Source organism: Arthrobacter sp. 01T428 (assembly GCF_056398685.1).
Genome location: NZ_JBFTPW010000003.1, coordinates 63,174 through 80,207, shown reverse-complemented (window position 1 = coordinate 80,207; position 17,034 = coordinate 63,174). Strand labels below are relative to the sequence as shown.

The window sequence follows — 17,034 nt, the reverse complement described above, 5'->3', positions numbered from 1 at the left end:
TCGGCTTTCGTTGTAACCACTTTCCGTTGCCCGGATAGCTGCGGACTTTGGGGAACCTTTGCCGCGGCTGTGAGAAATCGAAAGGGGCCCAGCCCAAGGCGTTGGAAACGGATCAGGCGGTGGCTCGCTGTGAGGGCCGATAGACTTGGAGCTGAACGCCTGCGCCGCACACCGGTGCCTGCTGCCTCACGTACGCAACTGATTGGACACGGCCCCCTTGCGAGAATTTACCGCACGCTTTGCCACCGCCGAGGAAATCGAACACTGGGACAAACACGTCACGGCCAACCCCAACGGCGGCAACCTCCTCCAATCCGAGGCCTTCGCGGACGTGAAGCAACACTTTGGCTGGAAGCCCTTGCATCTCGTCTACGAGACCGCGGACTACAGCAGCTACAACCTGGTCCTGGAGAAGAGCTTTCCACTGCTCGGCAAGCTCTGGTACCTCATCAAGGGCCCCGACGTTGCCGGCGTCGAGGACATTCCGGGGATCATCAAGGCCAACCGGGAATTCGTGAAGCGGGACAAGCTCGGGGTTTTCGCCGTTAAGATCGAGCCGGACATTGTCCTCAGTGGCGAAGCCCGGGACGCGATCGAGGCCACCGGAGTGGTCAAGACCCCCAACCTGCAGCCGAACGACTCCACAGCCCTGCTGGACATCTCTCCCGAGGAGAACCAGTTGCTGCGCAACCTGCATTCCCGCGGCCGCAACGCCGTTCGCCGGGCCATCCGCGAAGGCGTTGAAGTGCACACCATGGAACCCACGGAAGAGAACTTCCGTTCGATGTATGCGCTGATGACTAACACGGTTGAGGCGAAGTCCCAAGTGCGGGTCCGTGAATTCGGGTACTATCGCCAGTTCTGGACCAACTTCATCGAGCGTGGCCAGGGCAGGCTCCTCTTTGTCTTTGAAAACGGTGTGCCATCGGTCGGAGCCTTCGTCATCAACTATGGCCGGAAAGGCACCTACAAGGACGGCGGATCGCTGCAGAAGCGCGCGCAGTACGGCGATTCGCACTTGGTCCAGTGGACGGCCATCAACCAGGTCAAGGAACTGGGTTGCACGGAGTACGATTTCTGCGGCACTCCGCCCGCGGACCGGCTCAAAGACACCTCGCACCCGTTCCACGGACTTGGCCTGTTCAAGACCAGCTTCAGCAAGACCGTCACCGACTTCGTCGGCTGCTATGACCAAGTCATCAGCCCGCTGAAGTACAAGCTCTGGACTGCTGCGGGCGAACGTATCGCACGGCAGATCTACACCCGTCGCACGGGTCAACAGTTCTACTAGGCCAGCAGTTCCAGAAGGCTCGCAGCGCCACCCCGCCTACCGCATGTTGCACGACCCCGTATATGGAGGAACCACGCCCTTTGGAGGAACACCCGCGTGACTGACCGCCCCGACAACAGGCCCAACACGGATGGCGTGCCCAAGACGCAGCCGCTCAAGCCATCCCAGGTGCGCCAGAATGTCAACGCCAAGCGCATGCTTCGCAGGCTGGTGCAGGGGGAGAACCCTCCCACTGCCCCCATGAGCATCGTCGACCGCCTGGCGGGTAGTCCCTACGCCAACCCCATCATCCATGTGGGCGGTGTTGACGCATCGGCCCGCAAGACCATCGACTTCGCCCTGCATATGGCCGAAACGATGTTCCGCTACGGGGCAGGTGCCCTGGAAGTGGAGACCAGCATCATCGCGGTCACGGCTGCGCTCGGCTTGAAGAACATCGAAGTGGACATCACCAACCAGTCGGTCGCGCTCAACTATGCGCCCAAGGACCAGACCCCCATCACACTGCTCCGGGTTGTTCGCTCCTGGACCAACAACTACGCAGGCCTGGCCCAGGTGCACCAACTCGTCACGGATATCGTGGCTGGCGGTGTAGGCAGGTCGGAAGCGGTGAACCGGCTGGATGACATTATCCGCAGCAGCAAGCCCTTCCCACGGTGGATGGTCACCATGGCGTTCGGCGTCTTCTCTGCTGTCTTCGTCGGAGTCCTGGGCGGGGGACTTGGCGCTTCCGCCCTGGCTTTCGTCTCCAACATGCTTGTCAATCTCGTGGCCCGGCAATTGGGCAAGTGGCGCACGCCCGACTTCTTCGTGACAGCGGCCTGCTCCTTCCTGGTCACGTTCATCGCGCTCATGCTCCACTGGACCGGGGCGGACATCCCGCCGTCCATCGTCGTGGCGGGCGGCATTCTCCTGCTGTTGCCAACCGGGCGGCTCGTCTCTTCCGTGCAAGACGCCATCAACGGATTCCCCGTGACTGCGGCCGGACGATTCCTGTCCACGATCCTGACCTTCGGCGCGATCGTTGCGGGCATCGCCGTCGCGGTAGTTGTGGGTGACCTCATCGGCAGCGTCGCGATCGACGTCACGCAAACATTCCCCGAGGCGTATCCATTGTGGGGCCAGGCCATCCTGATAGCCGTAGCCGTGATTGCCATCGGCATCACCGAACAGACCCTGCTCAAACTTCTGCTCCCGACGGCGGCAGTGGGTTTGGTGGGTTACTTCGTCTTGTGGGGGGCTTCCAGCCTTGGTTTCGGAGACCGGCTCTCGCCGGCGATTTCCGCCGTGGTCATCGGCCTGCTCGCGCGGATGGTGGCGCTCAGGCTCGGAGCCCCGCAGCTCGTGGTCGCCGTCCCGGCAGCCCTCATCCTGCTCCCGGGCCTGAAGATATTCCGTTCCATGTATGTATTGACGGTGCAAGAAGCAGATGTACTGGTGGGTTCGGGAGGCATGCTCAACGCCGGAGCAATCGTGCTGGGTGTGGCCGCGGGAATCGTGCTGGGGGACAACCTTGCCCGGCCACTGACCAAGGGACTGGCCAGCAACGAGCGCCGCCGCGTACGCCGGCGCTAGCCGCGTCCGCTGGGCCGCCAAGCGGTAAGGGCCGCTAGATCTGCCCGATAGGGAGTTTCTTCTCCGCCTGGAAATCGTCCTCCACACGCCCCTGGGCCCAGTATCCGGAAAGCGATACCTGGGACCGCTCGAGCCCACGCTGCGTGAAGAAGATGTCGCGCAGGCCCTTCATGTAGCCGCGTTCACCGTGCGCAAACACGTCTACGCGTCCGGGCAGCCACTCGGCTTCGCCCAAGGCATCGAGCAGGATCGAGCTTGATCCGGCCGGGACTCCGGAGCGAAGGAGCCAGCGCAGCTCCACGCCCTCGGGAGCGGCGATATCAAGGATGTCCGCGTCGCTATCGACTTCGAGGAAAGCAAGGCCCTTCGCGTCGGCCGGCAGGGATTCGATCGCGGCGGCAATCGCCGGGAGCGCGGCGTCGTCGCCGGCGAAAAGGTACCAGTCGGCGTCGGGCGCCGGGTTGTAGGCGCCGCCGGGGCCCGTGAAGACAAGTGTGTCGCCGGGCTGGGCCGCCATGGCCCATGGGCCTGCAAGGCCTTCGTCGCCGTGGACTACGAAGTCGATTGCCAGTTCCTGCGCAGCTTCGTCCACCCAACGGACGGTGTAGGTGCGGGTGTACGGCCATTGTTCGCGCGGCATGGTGTCGCGGATGGCCCACAGATCCAGCGGCAACTCATACTCGACGCCGGGCTGCGGGAACACGATCTTCACATATCGGTCCACGAAGCCGTTGTTCGCATAACCGGCAAATCCGGGTCCACCAGCAATGATCCGCACCATGTGGGGCGAAAGCTGTTCCGTGCGCAGCACAGTCAGGTTCACTTGGGGGCGGGTATTGCGGGATGCAGACGACGTGGCGGGCAAAGATGTCATGTAGGCAAGCCTAAGCTAGGGCAGCGGTGGAAGCTCCCAGATGACGGGATCCGCGCCTTGCATCCGGAGCAGGGCGTTGGCGCGGCTGAACGGGCGAGAGCCGAAGAAGCCCCGCGACGCGGAGAGCGGGCTGGGATGGGCGGAGGAGATCACGGGGGCGCCTTCAAGCAGCGGCTGTACGGCTTCAGCGTCCTTGCCCCACAGGATCGCGACGAGCGGACTCTGCTGCCCGGCAGCATTTCGTCGGCGGGCGACGGCGGTGACCGCCGCCGTCGTGATGGCCTCCCAGCCTTTGCCCCGGTGCGAGCCGGCAGCACCGGCCGCGACGCTGAGCACCCTGTTCAGGAGGAGTACTCCTTGGCCCGTCCAGGCCGAAAGATCGCCGTGGACCCGCGGCGGGAGCCCGAGATCGGTTTCCATCTCCCGGTAGATGTTCGAGAGGCTGCGGGGGATGGGCCGTGTTTGTCCGGAAACCGCGAAAGAGAGCCCGACGGCGTGTCCCGGCGTCGGGTAGGGGTCCTGGCCCAGGATCAGCACCTTCACGTCGGCCAGCGGCTGCCGGAAGGCACGAAGTATGTTGGACGCCGCAGGCAGCACGTGCGCTCCGCGGCCGGCCTCGGCCGCCACGAAGGCGAGCACCGAGCGCAACTCGTCCTCGATGCCGGAGAGCGCGCCCGCCCAGTCCGGCGCCATGAGATCCTCCAAGGCCATTCCGGGTAGTGCCTCGAACCCGGCGGAGTGATCTTCGGATTCAAGCTCAAATAACGCTTCTTCGCCTGCCACCCAGCCATTGTCCCTGTCCTCGCGGTCCGGGGGAAAGCGCCGGCCCTCAAGGCGGCGGGGCAAATGACATCGGTGTTATTCGCCCGTTACCATGGGCGGGGGACATTTTTCAGTCAATGCGTCGAAGGAGTGTGTCGTGGCAGCACCCGCACGGGAACCCATGGCGTCCGAAGCAACTGGATTGGTGCTCGAAGACCTGTCCGCCGGACTCCGCAGTGATTCGCCGCTCGGCGAGCGTGAACAGCAGATGCTCGCCCTGGAGAGGCAATGGTGGAAGTACGCCGGGGCCAAGGAACAGGCCGTCCGGGAACTCTTCGATCTCTCCGCGACCCACTACTATCAGCTGCTCAATGCCCTCATAGACACCGAGGAAGCATTGGCGCACGATCCTATGCTGGTCAAGAGATTGCGTAGACTACGTATGTCACGTCAGAGGGCCCGCACAGCGCGCCGTCTCGGTTCCGACGCATAGAGCACCCGCTGATCCCCCAGCCAGCAAGCAGCAAGGACAAGGCTTCACCATGACCAAATTTGCCCGGGATGAATTCGACCGTGTCCCGCAGAGCTCATCGCGGCAAGGTGTCCACAGGCTCGTCGCGTCTGCTTCCCGGCCGGCCCTGTGGCCGGTGCTGCTGCTGGGCGGCATCGCACTTGCCGTAGGACTCGTTGCCTTCCTGATCCTTCCGAAGCTTGGCTTCACCTCGTCGACGACGCCGCAAGCCGTCGTCACCGCTGACACTTCCAAGCAAAGCGCCGCGGCGCCACCTTCGGCGAACAGCTCTGCGCAGGCATCCAGCCAGCCGTCCACCCAGCCGAGCCCGGGCGACACTCCGTCCAGCACGCCGACGCCGACGCCGACCACGGCGCCATTGGACAAGACGGCGGCAGTAGCGGTCTACAACGGCACCACCACCGGTGGCCTGGCTGCGCGTGTGGCCGGCATGGTGCAAGGCGGAGGATGGCCGTTGTCCACTGTCGCAAATTGGGGCGGCATGCCCCAGCAGACGTCGTCGGTCTTCTACAAAGGCGCGGCGCAGAAGGGCAATGCCGAAGCCCTCGGCAAATTGCTGGGCATTTCCAACCTCGTGGACAGCGCGGAGTTCCAGCAGCCCGTGGTTGTGGTTCTGGGCCCCGGTTACAAATAGCAACTCGGTTACGCCTCAATAACATTGCGGCCACCCGCACCCAAGGTTGCGCTACGGCAACGTGACTGTGGTTACAGTAGTTGTGAGCTGGCCCGGAGATCCCGGAAGCCGGCCACTGCTAGTTGAAAGTGTGGGGATCATGGCTTTGGGAACCGTCAAATGGTTCAATGCCGAAAAGGGCTACGGATTCATCACCGTGGATGAGTCCGGTGACGACATCTTTGTGCATTGGTCCGCCATCCAGATGGATGGCTTCCGTGCGCTCGAAGAAGGACAACGCGTCGACTTCGAACTGGGCGAGGGCCAGAAGGGCCCGCAGGCAGAAAGCGTGCGGCTTATCTAGTGGGTGTTGCGGCAACAGAGCTGTCCTGGCCCCTCGGAGCGCGCCGGTCCCGGGTAGTTTCTCTTCTTGCAGCTTCGGCAGCCTTGGCCCTTGGAGTGGCCGGATGTTCCGCCCCCGTCGGCAACGCCAGGCTTGCCTCGGTTACGCCGAGCGGTGACGGCGTCCTGCGCATCGGCGTGATCCTGGACAATACCGGTGGTTCCGCATTCCTCAACGAGTCCGAGCTGGCTGCCGCCAAGTTGGCTGTCAAACAAATCAACGACGCCGGCGGATACAAGGGCCGTCCCGTCGAGTTGCTTCCGGCGACGGCGGCCGGTGAAGGCAGTGGCGCTAGCCAAGGGGCCGGCGCGGCGGCCTTCACCGCCGACACGGCTGCACAAGCCAAGGCGTTGATGTCCGCCCACGCAGACGTCGTCGTGGGGCCGAGCGATTCGAGCCATGCGCCCGCCGCGATCGATGTGCTCTCTCCCGCCCGGATTCCGCTCATCTCGCCGGCGAACACGGCGTCGGGGCTGAGCAGCTACAAGAATGGCGGCTTCTACTTCCGCACGTCTGCCGCTGATGCCGCACAGGGCAGCGTCCTGGCGAAGCTTGCCCGCGACGCCGGCGCCAAGCGCATTTCGGTCCTCCACGAAGCCGGGGATTACGGTACGCGCGTCTCGGGAGCGGTCCTGGACGCTGCCCGCGGCCTCGGAATGGACGCCGTGTCCAACGAGGAATTCGCGGCAGGCAAAGCAGCTCCCGCCGCGGCGGGCATCAAGTCCGGTACGCCGGACGCCGTCGTCGTGGTTGCCCGTGATGGCGCCCAAGGCGCCCTGGCTGAGCTCCTGAATGCGGGGCTGAGCGGCAAGAGCCTGATCTTGAGCGACGGCGCGATCCGCCAATACGGAACCGCGCTCGGTGCAGGTGGCCTCGACGGCGCGCGGGGAATTCTTCCGGGCGTCTTCCCGAATGCGGAGTTCCAAGCCGAGCTGACGGGCATCGACCCCAAGCTCAAGGACACGACGTACGCTGCCGAGACGTACGACGCCGTCACCCTCGCGGCGCTTGCCGCCTCAACGGCGGGCGACGATGCGGGAGGCTCGATCGCGGCCTGGCTCACCACTGTGTCCGGCGGAGTGCGTCCGGCGTCGGGCGATGCGGCAACGAAAGAACGTACGTCTTGTGCCTCATACAAGGACTGCGTCGAGGTGCTGAAGGGGGCCAAGCTCCCGGATTACGACGGCGAGTCCGGCACCATCGGGTTCGACGCCAACGGGGACGTTACCTCGTCCAATTACATGGTCTTCACCTACGGGGCTGACAACACTGCGCGGGTGAGTGGCAAAGAGACGGCCTCCCGGACTCCGTGACGGCTTGTGCCCGTAGCGAATTCCCTGGGCGTGGCGAGTAGTTTCCGGCTCTTCCTGCTTGCACTCTCCTCGGGTGAGTGCTAATTATTGATTAGCACTCTCAGGCATTGACTGCTAATCCTTCACGGCTTCGGCCGTGTGGAATGGTGGCGGTGCCTGGGGGAACAAAGAAAACCTTGCTGGGGTGAGATCCGGAGCACGCGGCGTACAGAGGCCGAATGTGAAGGATCGTCCGTCGCGGGCACCGCAGTGAAGGCACCTTCTTAACGACTGTCCCGAAAGGACTACCGCCGTTATGGCCAAGATCATTGCATTTGATGAAGAGGCACGCCGCGGTCTCGAGCGGGGTCTGAACATCCTCGCCGACGCCGTCAAGGTCACCCTCGGCCCGCGTGGACGCAACGTCGTCCTCGAAAAGAAGTGGGGCGCCCCCACGATCACCAACGATGGTGTTTCCATCGCCAAGGAGATCGAGCTGGACGATCCTTACGAGAAGATCGGCGCCGAGCTGGTCAAGGAAGTTGCCAAGAAGACGGACGACGTCGCTGGCGACGGCACCACCACCGCCACCGTCCTGGCCCAGGCCCTCGTCAAGGAAGGCCTGCGCAACGTAGCTGCCGGCGCCGACCCGCTGTCCCTCAAGCGCGGCATCGAGAAGGCTGTTGACGCCGTCATCCGCGAGCTGCTCGCCTCCGCCAAGGAGATCGAGACCAAGGAAGAGATCGCAGCCACGGCTTCCATCTCTGCCGGCGACACCGAAATCGGTAACCTCATTGCTGAAGCCCTGGACAAGGTCGGCAAGGAAGGCGTCATCACGGTCGAGGAGTCCAACACCTTCGGCCTGGAGCTTGAGCTCACCGAAGGCATGCGCTTCGACAAGGGTTACATCTCCGCTTACTTCGTCACCGACGCAGAGCGCCAGGAAACGGTCCTTGAAGACCCGTATATCCTGATCGTCAACTCCAAGATCTCCAACGTGAAGGAACTCGTTGCGGTCCTGGAGAAGGTCATGCAGTCCAACAAGCCGCTGCTGATCATCGCCGAAGACATCGAGGGTGAGGCCCTGGCCACCCTGATCGTCAACAAGATCCGTGGCACCTTCAAGTCCGTTGCCGTCAAGGCTCCGGGCTTCGGTGACCGCCGCAAGGCACAGCTCGCCGACATCGCCATCCTCACCGGTGGCCAGGTCATCTCCTCGGAGGTCGGCCTCAGCCTCGAGAACGCAACCCTCGAACTGCTCGGCAACGCCCGCAAGGTTGTTGTCACCAAGGACGAGACCACCATCGTCGAAGGTGCCGGCGACGCCGACGCCATCGCCGGCCGCGTGGCGCAGATCCGTGCCGAGATCGAGAACTCCGATTCCGACTACGACCGCGAGAAGCTGCAGGAGCGCCTGGCCAAGCTGGCCGGTGGCGTTGCAGTCATCAAGGCCGGTGCCGCAACCGAGGTAGAGCTCAAGGAGCGCAAGCACCGCATTGAGGACGCAGTCCGCAACGCGAAGGCTGCCGTTGAAGAAGGCATCGTCGCCGGTGGTGGCGTTGCTCTCATCCAGGCCGGTGCCAAGGCATTCGCCAACCTGCAGCTCGAAGGCGACGAAGCAACGGGCGCCAACATCGTCCGCGTTGCCATCGACGCTCCGCTCAAGCAGATCGCTTACAACGCTGGCCTCGAGCCGGGCGTTGTTATCGACAAGGTCCGCGGCCTGCCGTCGGGTCACGGCCTGAACGCTGCAACCGGCGTTTACGAGGACCTGCTGGCTGCCGGCGTCAACGACCCCGTAAAGGTCACCCGCTCGGCTCTCCAGAACGCTGCCTCCATCGCTGGTCTGTTCCTGACCACCGAGGCCGTTGTTGCCGACAAGCCGGAGAAGAACGCTCCGTCTATGGGTGGCGGCGACGACATGGGCGGCATGGGCGGCTTCTAGCCCCCGCTGTAGCCCACCAGCCACACGCACGACGGCGGTCCCCACTTCAGGTGGGGGCCGTCGTCGCCGTTTAACGACGCTCGCTCACGTATGTCGGGTTTTGGGCGGACGCTCGCTCACGTATGTCGGGTTTTGGGCGGACGCCCGCTCACGTATGTCGGGTTTTGGGCGGACGCTCGCTCAGTTCTGGGGTCAAGGAGTGTCGGGGTGGTCTGGCAGGATGGAAACCATGACGATTATTGCTGCCGCCGATGGTTCTGCCCTCGGCAATCCCGGGCCTGCCGGTTGGGCCTGGTACGTGAACGACTCTTGCTGGAGGGCCGGGGGGTGGCCGCACGGAACCAACAACCAGGGCGAGCTCATGGCGGTGCTGGACCTCTTCCGGTCCACGGCACATGTTCCCGATGAAGAGCTGAAGATTCTCTGCGACAGCCAGTACGTCATCAATTGCATCACCAAGTGGATGCCGGGATGGAAGCGCAAGGGCTGGCGCAAAGCGGACGGGAAGCCCGTCTTGAACGTCGATCTCCTCAAGGACATCGACCAGGCTATTGTCGGCCGCAAGTACTCGTTCGAGTGGGTCAAAGGCCATGCCGGCCACGACCTCAACGAGGCGGCCGACGATCGCGCGCGTGCGGTCGCCACAGCGTTCCAGCAGGGAATAGCCGCGCCTGCCGGGCCGGGCTATCCGGGAGCTGAAGCCGCACGGTCCTTGTCCCGCACGCTGTCAGTCGGCACACCATCAGTCGGCACACCATCAGTCGGCACGCCGTCAGCCCGTACAGCGCCTATGGAGGCGCCCTCGCTTTTCGACGACGACCACGACGACGCGGATGCCGAGGATGAAGACCTCACGTTGTTCGGCGGTCAGGACCTCCCAACCGGGTCGTCCTTGCCGAACGCGGCGGGGGCGTTCACGGAGCAGGAGACGTTCATCGAGCCCACTTTGTTCGCCGGCGACGACGAAGGGGTCCTTGGCCAGGCCGGCGGACGCTCGGACGAGGAAACGGTCATTCTCCTTGAGAGGGAGCTCCTGAGGCCCGACGTGAGGGGAGACCTCGGGCGCACAGGGATCCTGCTGCACCCGGACTTTACCGAGATTGGCAGCTCCGGACGCGTCTGGTCCCGGGACGAACTCATGATGGCGTTGGAGGGCGATCCCGGGGAAAGCGCGGAAGTAGAAGTAATTTCCGCTGAACGCCTCTCCAGTAACACCATGCTGCTCAGTTATAGAAGTTATGGGCGCACAGGCTCCGCATTGCGGAGCTCGATCTGGTTGCTCGACGACGGCCGATGGCGGTTGCGCTTCCACCAGTCGACGCCGGAGAAGTAGCGGCTCAGAAGCAACCAGACCCTGGAAAGCGGCTGGACCCCGGCGGGACGGCGGATTGGCTGCACCGCCGGGAACCCGGGCCCAGCTGTCAGTAACTGAACCGCTGGGTGTTGCCCTGCTCGGTTTGGAGGTAGCTTGCCGCCGCGGAGGACAGCGCGAGGTTGATGGATGCCAGCGAAGCCTCCACCTTGTTCTGGGTCAGCGTCCACTCCGAGACGAGGGCCTGGAAGTTGTTGGCCGCTGATCCCTTCCACGTAGCTTGGAGCTCGTCCAGGCCCCGTTTCATCGCTTGGACGTCGGCGCTGATCCGATCCACGGTGGCCTTGACGTTGGCGGACTTGAGCTGGAGCAGTTCGGTATCGACGGAGATGACGCTCATGGGGCGTTGCCTTTCAATCAAAGAGATCCGCAGGTGCGGCTGGCTTGTGGTCCACACCACGAGCCTAGAAGCCGTCACATGGCCCGGACAGTGCCGAATCTCCCTATGTGGACAACTCGCTCAATCAAGCCGCCAGGCATAGAAAACTGCTAGTCGGAGATCTCCGCCTCGGCGATGCCCGCATCTTCGGGCATCTCGGACAGCTCGTCCTGGAAGGGGAGGCTGACAACCAGGGTGGCTCCGCCGCCGTCGGTCTCTTCGACCCGGACGGTACCGCGGTGGGATCCGACAATTGCAGCCACAATCGCGAGACCGAGCCCGCTGCCGCCCGTTTCCCGCGTGCGCGAAGTGTCCGCCCTGTAAAAGCGCTCGAAAATCCGGGGCAGTTCCTCGGCCGGAATGCCGCTGCCGTGGTCCCGCACCTCGAGAACGGACAACGGGCCGGCGGGCGTGTTCCGGACCCCGACGGCGAGCTCAATCGGCGTTCCTTCGGGGGTGTAGCGCAAGGCGTTACCCACCAGGTTCCCCAGGACCTGACGAAGCTTGGCCTCGTCACCCTGGACCGGGGCGGGCGCTGCCGCTCCGCCGTCGAGCCCTGTGAGCGAAATCTTCCGCTCGCCCGACGTTGCGAGTGAGTCTACGACGGCGTCATTCGCCAGTAGGTGCAGATCCACCGGCTTGAGCTGCAAAGGCCGTTGTTCGTCCAGGCGGGCCAGCAGCAGCAGGTCTTCCACCATGGATCCCATGCGCTTGGCTTCGCTCTCGATCCTGCCCATGGCGGTACCCACGTCTTCCGGCGTGGCAAGGGCGCCGTGGCGGTAAAGCTCGGAGAAGCCGCGGATGGTGACCAAAGGCGTGCGCAGCTCGTGGGAGGCGTCGGCGGCGAATCGCCGCATCCTTGCCTCGGAGGCGGCACGCGCCGCAAAGGACGATTCAATGTGCGCGAGCATGGCGTTGAGGGAGGCGCCCAGGCGGCCGACCTCGGTGACCGGATTCTCGATATCCACGCGACGCGAGAGATCACCGGCAGCGATTGCGGCCGCCGTCTTCTCAACGCGGGCGAGGGGGCGGAAGGAACGTGCAACGGTCCATGTCGCGATGAAGAACGCGAGCACCAGGGTCAAGAGTCCGACGCCGACCACCACGAGCGTGGCGTGTTCCATGACTCGGTCCACGGGGGACAGCGGCAGGCCTACGATCACCACCGCGTTCTGCCCGGTCCGGTTGTCCACTACGTTGACCGCCACCACACGCCAATCGCCGCCAGCGGTGCCGTTCACCTGGAAGGGTGCGTAATTGCGGTTCTTGGCCTCACCCGGGGTGATGTTGGCGATGCTCGGCCGATCCGTCTTGCTTCCGCCGAACGGATAGGGCGGCTGGCCCTGGACGTAGAGCGTCAGGGAATAGTCCGTGGGCACGGCGGGGCTCGCCTCAGACAGGTTGGCAAAGGACTGCTGCTGCTGGGCGATCTGGACGGCAGCCCTGAGTTTGTCATCCACTTGCCCTTGGAGGTAGCTCTTGACGAGCGTCAGCGTCCCGGCGCCAGTGGCGGCCAAGGCAAGGAGCAGCAGCCCCATGATGATGGCGACCAGCTGCGACCTGAGGGAGGCCGACTTCCAACGGTTGAACAAAGTCAGCGCTTCTCGGCCGTCCGCAATACGTAACCGACGCCGCGCTTGGTCTGGATCAAGGCAGTGGCATCCGGATCAATGTCCACCTTGCGCCGGAGGTAGGAAATGTAGGACTCAACAATCGAGGCGTCGCCATTGAAGTCGTATTCCCAGACGTGGTCCAGGATCTGCGCCTTGGAAAGCACCCGGTTGGGGTTCAGCATGAGATAGCGGAGCAGCTTGAACTCGGTGGGCGACAGCTCGATGATGGTGCCGCCGCGGCGGACCTCGTGCGCGTCGTCGTCGAGCTCCAGGTCATCCACGCGGATGACGGCGTCGTCGTCTTCCATCGGCTGCGTGCGGCGAAGCACGGCGCGGATCCGCGCCACCACTTCATCCAGGCTGAAAGGCTTGGTGACGTAGTCGTCGCCGCCCACGGTCAGGCCCGTGACCTTGTCCTCCGTGTCGTCCTTGGCAGTCAGGAACAGGACAGGGAAGTGCTTACCGGCGGCGCGAAGGCGGCGGGTGACAGTGAACCCGTCCATGTCGGGGAGCATGACATCCAGGACCGCGAGGTCCGGGGCGTGAAGATCGGCGGCAGCGAGCGCTTCGCGGCCGTTCGACGCCGCAACGACCTCAAAGCCAGCAAAGCGCAGCGAGGTGGAGAGCAGCTCACGGATGTTGGGTTCGTCGTCGACGACGAGGAGCTTGGCTTCGGGGCCGTTCTTTTTCATACCATTCATGATGCTCCCAGTTTCTGGGAGTTGACTGGACGCTTGTTGTGAGAATTATCGGGGTGTCGTGGTTGTGGGCCCGGGCTAACTGCCGAGAGCCAGCCCGACGCCGAGTCCCACCATGGTGACAGCAATTCCGCCGTCAAGGATTCGCCAGGACGCCGGTCGCGCAAAGAATCCGCGCAGCAGTTTCGCGCCGAAGCCGAGGGAACAGAACCATAGGATACTGCCCAGCATGGCTCCGGCGCCGAACCACCACTGCAGCCCGGGTCCTTGCGCGTTCGCCACGGATCCCAGGAGCAATACGGTGTCCAGGTAGACGTGGGGGTTGAGCCATGTCAGCGCCATGACAGTCGCCAGTGCTGACGCCAGTCCGCTTCGGCCGGCCCCCGACGGTCCAGGCTCCGCGGAGACGAGCGCTTGCGGCCTTAGGATGCGCCGTGCCGCCATCACGCCGTATGTCACCAGGAATGCCGCACCGACATAGCGRAGAACGACGACGGCGGCAGGCGCCGCGGCGAGCAGGGCGCCTGTGCCGAGTACCCCGGCCGCGATGAGCACGGCGTCCGAGATGGCGCACACGGCAACGACCGCACCGATATGCTCGCCGCGGATGCCCTGCCGGAGGACGAAGGCATTTTGGGCGCCAATCGCGACAATGAGGGCCAGGCCTGTGCCGAGGCCCAAGCCGGCGGCGTGGAAGACGTCGGGGGAGTTCATTCTTCGAGGCTAAGTTCCACCTTCGTCATTAGTCCAGCTAATTATTCTTAGGCATCGTAAGATCATCTTATGGCCAGATTCTCCTCCGAACAGTTGCACACCTTCGCCGCCGTGCTCACGGAAGGCACGCTCGACGCCGCCGCCCGGTCACTGAACATCACGCCGTCGGCGGTCTCCCAGCGTCTCAAGGCGCTTGAACAAGCGTCCGGAAGGGTATTGCTGCAGCGCAGCAATCCGGTCCAGGCCACGGAGTCGGGACATGTGGTGCTCAGATTGGCGCGGCAGCTCGCCCAATTGGAGGCCGACGCCGAACTTGAGCTGGGCCTGCCCGGCGAATCCCCGATGGTCTCGGTTCCGATCGTGGTCAACGCGGATTCCTTGTCCGTCTGGTTCCTCAAGGCCCTGACAAGGGTTCCCGCGGAGCTGAACGCTGTCTTCGATCTTCACCGCGACGACGAGCAGTATTCCACGTCCATGCTGCGCGCCGGAACTGTCATGGCCGCAGTGACCGCGACTCCTGAGCCGGTGCAGGGATGCCGGGTGGAGCCGCTCGGGAGCATGCGATACCGTGCCGTCACCACTCCGGGCTTCAGGGCACGGTGGCTTCCCGACGGCGTCGATGTCGCCTCGCTCTGCGCTGCTCCCGCCGTCGACTTCGACCGCAAGGACGAGTACCAGCACCGCTTCCTGGAACTCCTGGGCGGTGCGGCTCGTGGGATGGAGCCTGCAGGCCCGCGCCACTTTGTTCCGTCCAGCCAGGAGTTTGCCGAGGCCATTCGTTTGGGGCTCGGGTGGGGATTGCTGCCTGAACCGCAATGCGGCCGGGACATAGCCGATGGATCCCTGGCGGAACTCGCGCCTGAGCGGCCATTGGACGTGCCTCTGTACTGGCAAAGGTGGCGGACACCGTCGCGCATATTGGACGCTGTGACCGAGGCGGTCCGGAGCACCGCCGCGGAAGTGCTGCGCAGGGCCTGAATGGTGCTGCGCAGGCCTCGGCAATCCGGCCAAAAGCCAACACGCCGCGGGCACAGTCCTAAATTGTCGGACCCCGGATTCACACTTGAGCCATGGAAAACAAACAAGAATCACGCGTTGAAATTCAAGACGTCGAATTCCATGTCAGCTACCTGGACACGCTCTCCGGACGCATCGAGCACGAGGACTTCAGCGACCGCCGCGCCGCCGAACGCTTCGCGGATGCGCAGCTCAAGGACGAGGAGTCCTGGGCTGTGGTCGACGTCGTCGTGCGGCAAGGAGCGCAGCCCCAGGAACACGCACAACAGCTGGTTGCCTAGCCAGAAAAAATGACGCGCCTTACCCGGCGGGTACGTCCTTGGCGTCCATGATCCGGTAGGCGTAGCCCTGTTCGGCGAGGAAGCGCTGCCGTTTGGCCGCAAAATCCTGGTCGAGGGTGTCCCGGGCCACCAAGGAGTAGAAGCGTGCCGCGCGGCCGTCCTGCTTGGGCCGAAGCAGGCGCCCCAAGCGTTGAGCTTCCTCCTGGCGGGAACCGAAAGACCCCGACACCTGGATCGCCACGGATGCCTCGGGTAGGTCGATCGAGAAGTTGGCCACCTTGGATACCACGAGGGTCTTGATGTCACCGGCCCGGAAGGCGTCGAAGAGCTTCTGCCGCACCTTGACTGTCGTATCGCCCTTGATCACGGGAGCATCCAAACGCTCGCCGATCTCATCCAACTGGTCGATGTACTGGCCGATCACCAGCAGCGGCTCGCCTTGGTGCAGGGCAACGAGCTGCTCCACCAAGTGGGTCTTGGTCTCGGACGTCGCGCAGAGCCGGTACTTGTCCGCATCCTCAGCCATCGCGTAGGCCACGCGCTCGTCCCTAGGCAGGTCTACCCGGACCTCCACGCAGTCCGCCGGCGCAATGTAGCCCTGGGCTTCGATGTCCTTCCACGGTGCGTCGTAGCGTTTGGGACCGATCAAGCTGAAGACCTCGCCCTCGCGGCCATCCTCACGCACAAGCGTCGCCGTGAGTCCCAGGCGCCGCCGGGCCTGCAGGTCCGCGGTCATCCGGAAGATCGGAGCCGGGAGGAGATGGACCTCGTCGTAGATGATGAGTCCCCAATCGTGCCCGTCCACGAGTTCCAGGTGCGGGTAAAGGCCTCCGCGCTTGGTGGTCAGGACCTGGTAGGTCGCGATCGTGACGGGCCGGACTTCCTTGACCGCGCCCGAATACTCGCCGATCTCCTCCTCCGTCAGCGACGTCCGCTTGAGGAGTTCGTCCTTCCATTGCCGGGCCGCGACCGTGTTGGTCACCAGGATCAGCGTGGTGGTGGAGCTCGTAGCCATGGCTGCGGCCCCCACCAAGGTCTTGCCCGCGCCACAGGGCAGCACGACGACGCCGCTGCCGCCCGCCCAGAAGTTCTCCGTGGCAAGCTTCTGGTACGGCCGCAGGTGCCAACCGTCCTCGTTCAAGGCGATCAGATGCGGCGTGCCGTCCACGTAGCCGGCGAGGTCCTCGGCCGGCCATCCGAGCTTGAGCAGCAATTGCTTGAGCTGTCCCCGCTGGGAGGAATGCACCACGACGGTTTCGCCGTCGATCCTGGGCCCCAGCAACGGCGCGATTTTCTTGGCCCGGCTGACTTCCTCGAGTACGGGGTAGTCGGTGGTCCGCATGACCAATCCGTGTTGCGGGTCCTTTTCCAGGCGCAAGCGGCCGTAGCGGGACATGGTCTCTTCGATGTCGATCAGCAAAGAGTGCGGCACCGGGAAACGGGAATAGCGCAGGAGAGTGTCGAGGACTTTTTCGGCGTCCAGTCCCGCCGCGCGCGCATTCCACAGGCCCAAAGGGGTGAGCCGGTAGCTGTGGACGTGTTCGGGGGCGCGCTCAAGCTCGGCGAACGCCGCGATCGCATGCCGTGCCTCGGTGGCGAGCTCGTGGTCGACTTCCAGCAGGATGGTTTTGTCGCTCTGTACGATCAGCGGACCGTCGCTCACTATTGCTTCC

At 64.2% G+C, this 17,034-nt stretch carries 17 protein-coding genes; 10 read left to right on the top strand and 7 right to left on the bottom strand.

Annotated elements, in window-relative coordinates:
- The first annotated feature begins 217 nt into the window (after positions 1–217).
- Positions 218–1,291, top strand: coding sequence for a lipid II:glycine glycyltransferase FemX (locus AC1DJB_RS05690; protein WP_284989609.1), 1,074 nt, complete (start codon positions 218–220; stop codon positions 1,289–1,291).
- Between the two features lie 96 nt (positions 1,292–1,387).
- Positions 1,388–2,866, top strand: a complete 1,479-nt coding sequence (locus tag AC1DJB_RS05685) for a threonine/serine exporter family protein (protein ID WP_476910022.1) — start codon at positions 1,388–1,390, stop codon at positions 2,864–2,866.
- 34 nt (positions 2,867–2,900) lie between these two features.
- On the opposite strand, the gene AC1DJB_RS05680 is transcribed toward AC1DJB_RS05685, so the two are convergent.
- Both AC1DJB_RS05680 and AC1DJB_RS05675 read right to left on the bottom strand, forming a co-directional pair.
- Positions 2,901–3,740 (bottom strand): siderophore-interacting protein, encoded by an 840-nt coding sequence (locus AC1DJB_RS05680; protein WP_476910021.1) that lies wholly within the window; start codon positions 3,738–3,740, stop codon positions 2,901–2,903.
- Between the two features lie 15 nt (positions 3,741–3,755).
- Complete coding sequence (locus AC1DJB_RS05675; protein WP_284989612.1) at positions 3,756–4,523, bottom strand: uracil-DNA glycosylase; 768 nt, start codon at positions 4,521–4,523, stop codon at positions 3,756–3,758.
- A 136-nt stretch (positions 4,524–4,659) separates the two neighbouring features.
- On the opposite strand from AC1DJB_RS05675, the gene AC1DJB_RS05670 reads away from it, so the two are divergent.
- From AC1DJB_RS05670 to AC1DJB_RS05645, 6 genes are all read left to right on the top strand, one after another.
- Complete coding sequence (locus AC1DJB_RS05670; protein ID WP_476910020.1) at positions 4,660–4,995, top strand: DUF3263 domain-containing protein; 336 nt, start codon at positions 4,660–4,662, stop codon at positions 4,993–4,995.
- Positions 4,996–5,044: 49 nt separating this feature from the next.
- On the top strand, positions 5,045–5,668 hold the full coding sequence (locus AC1DJB_RS05665; RefSeq protein ID WP_059388210.1) for a LytR C-terminal domain-containing protein: 624 nt from the start codon (positions 5,045–5,047) through the stop codon (positions 5,666–5,668).
- Between the two features lie 139 nt (positions 5,669–5,807).
- Entirely contained in the window at positions 5,808–6,011 is a 204-nt protein-coding gene (locus tag AC1DJB_RS05660; protein ID WP_059388209.1) for a cold-shock protein, read from the top strand.
- Positions 6,012–6,106: 95 nt separating this feature from the next.
- Positions 6,107–7,363: an ABC transporter substrate-binding protein gene (locus AC1DJB_RS05655; RefSeq protein WP_476910019.1), complete on the top strand. Its 1,257-nt coding sequence runs from the start codon at positions 6,107–6,109 to the stop codon at positions 7,361–7,363.
- Between the two features lie 295 nt (positions 7,364–7,658).
- Positions 7,659–9,287: a chaperonin GroEL gene (groL, locus tag AC1DJB_RS05650; RefSeq protein WP_059388204.1), complete on the top strand. Its 1,629-nt coding sequence runs from the start codon at positions 7,659–7,661 to the stop codon at positions 9,285–9,287.
- 229 nt (positions 9,288–9,516) lie between these two features.
- On the top strand, positions 9,517–10,620 hold the full coding sequence (locus AC1DJB_RS05645; protein WP_441437418.1) for an RNase H family protein: 1,104 nt from the start codon (positions 9,517–9,519) through the stop codon (positions 10,618–10,620).
- Positions 10,621–10,708: 88 nt separating this feature from the next.
- On the opposite strand, the gene AC1DJB_RS05640 is transcribed toward AC1DJB_RS05645, so the two are convergent.
- The 4 genes from AC1DJB_RS05640 to AC1DJB_RS05625 all read right to left on the bottom strand — a co-directional run bounded on the left by AC1DJB_RS05640 (position 10,709) and on the right by AC1DJB_RS05625 (position 14,063).
- Positions 10,709–10,999, bottom strand: a complete 291-nt coding sequence (locus AC1DJB_RS05640; RefSeq protein ID WP_059388207.1) for a WXG100 family type VII secretion target — start codon at positions 10,997–10,999, stop codon at positions 10,709–10,711.
- Between the two features lie 149 nt (positions 11,000–11,148).
- On the bottom strand, positions 11,149–12,630 hold the full coding sequence (locus AC1DJB_RS05635) for a sensor histidine kinase (protein WP_307052762.1): 1,482 nt from the start codon (positions 12,628–12,630) through the stop codon (positions 11,149–11,151).
- A 2-nt stretch (positions 12,631–12,632) separates the two neighbouring features.
- Entirely contained in the window at positions 12,633–13,343 is a 711-nt protein-coding gene (locus tag AC1DJB_RS05630) for a response regulator transcription factor (RefSeq protein WP_059388206.1), read from the bottom strand.
- Positions 13,344–13,427: 84 nt separating this feature from the next.
- Entirely contained in the window at positions 13,428–14,063 is a 636-nt protein-coding gene (locus AC1DJB_RS05625) for a LysE/ArgO family amino acid transporter (RefSeq protein WP_284989616.1), read from the bottom strand.
- 69 nt (positions 14,064–14,132) lie between these two features.
- On the opposite strand from AC1DJB_RS05625, the gene AC1DJB_RS05620 reads away from it, so the two are divergent.
- Both AC1DJB_RS05620 and AC1DJB_RS05615 read left to right on the top strand, forming a co-directional pair.
- Positions 14,133–15,041, top strand: a complete 909-nt coding sequence (locus AC1DJB_RS05620) for a LysR family transcriptional regulator ArgP (RefSeq protein WP_284989617.1) — start codon at positions 14,133–14,135, stop codon at positions 15,039–15,041.
- 92 nt (positions 15,042–15,133) lie between these two features.
- Complete coding sequence (locus tag AC1DJB_RS05615) at positions 15,134–15,361, top strand: hypothetical protein (protein WP_059388202.1); 228 nt, start codon at positions 15,134–15,136, stop codon at positions 15,359–15,361.
- 19 nt (positions 15,362–15,380) lie between these two features.
- On the opposite strand, the gene AC1DJB_RS05610 is transcribed toward AC1DJB_RS05615, so the two are convergent.
- Positions 15,381–17,024 (bottom strand): DNA repair helicase XPB, encoded by a 1,644-nt coding sequence (locus AC1DJB_RS05610; RefSeq protein WP_059388201.1) that lies wholly within the window; start codon positions 17,022–17,024, stop codon positions 15,381–15,383.
- Between the last annotated feature and the right edge of the window lie 10 nt (positions 17,025–17,034).

Coding starts and splice junctions, on each gene's coding strand:
- AC1DJB_RS05680 (WP_476910021.1), bottom strand. CDS start 3,740: ATGACATCTTTGCCCGCCACGTCGTCTGCATCCCGCAATACCCGCCCC.
- AC1DJB_RS05665 (WP_059388210.1), top strand. CDS start 5,045: ATGACCAAATTTGCCCGGGATGAATTCGACCGTGTCCCGCAGAGCTCA.
- AC1DJB_RS05660 (WP_059388209.1), top strand. CDS start 5,808: ATGGCTTTGGGAACCGTCAAATGGTTCAATGCCGAAAAGGGCTACGGA.
- groL (WP_059388204.1), top strand. CDS start 7,659: ATGGCCAAGATCATTGCATTTGATGAAGAGGCACGCCGCGGTCTCGAG.
- AC1DJB_RS05645 (WP_441437418.1), top strand. CDS start 9,517: ATGACGATTATTGCTGCCGCCGATGGTTCTGCCCTCGGCAATCCCGGG.
- AC1DJB_RS05640 (WP_059388207.1), bottom strand. CDS start 10,999: ATGAGCGTCATCTCCGTCGATACCGAACTGCTCCAGCTCAAGTCCGCC.
- AC1DJB_RS05630 (WP_059388206.1), bottom strand. CDS start 13,343: ATGAAAAAGAACGGCCCCGAAGCCAAGCTCCTCGTCGTCGACGACGAA.
- AC1DJB_RS05620 (WP_284989617.1), top strand. CDS start 14,133: ATGGCCAGATTCTCCTCCGAACAGTTGCACACCTTCGCCGCCGTGCTC.
- AC1DJB_RS05615 (WP_059388202.1), top strand. CDS start 15,134: ATGGAAAACAAACAAGAATCACGCGTTGAAATTCAAGACGTCGAATTC.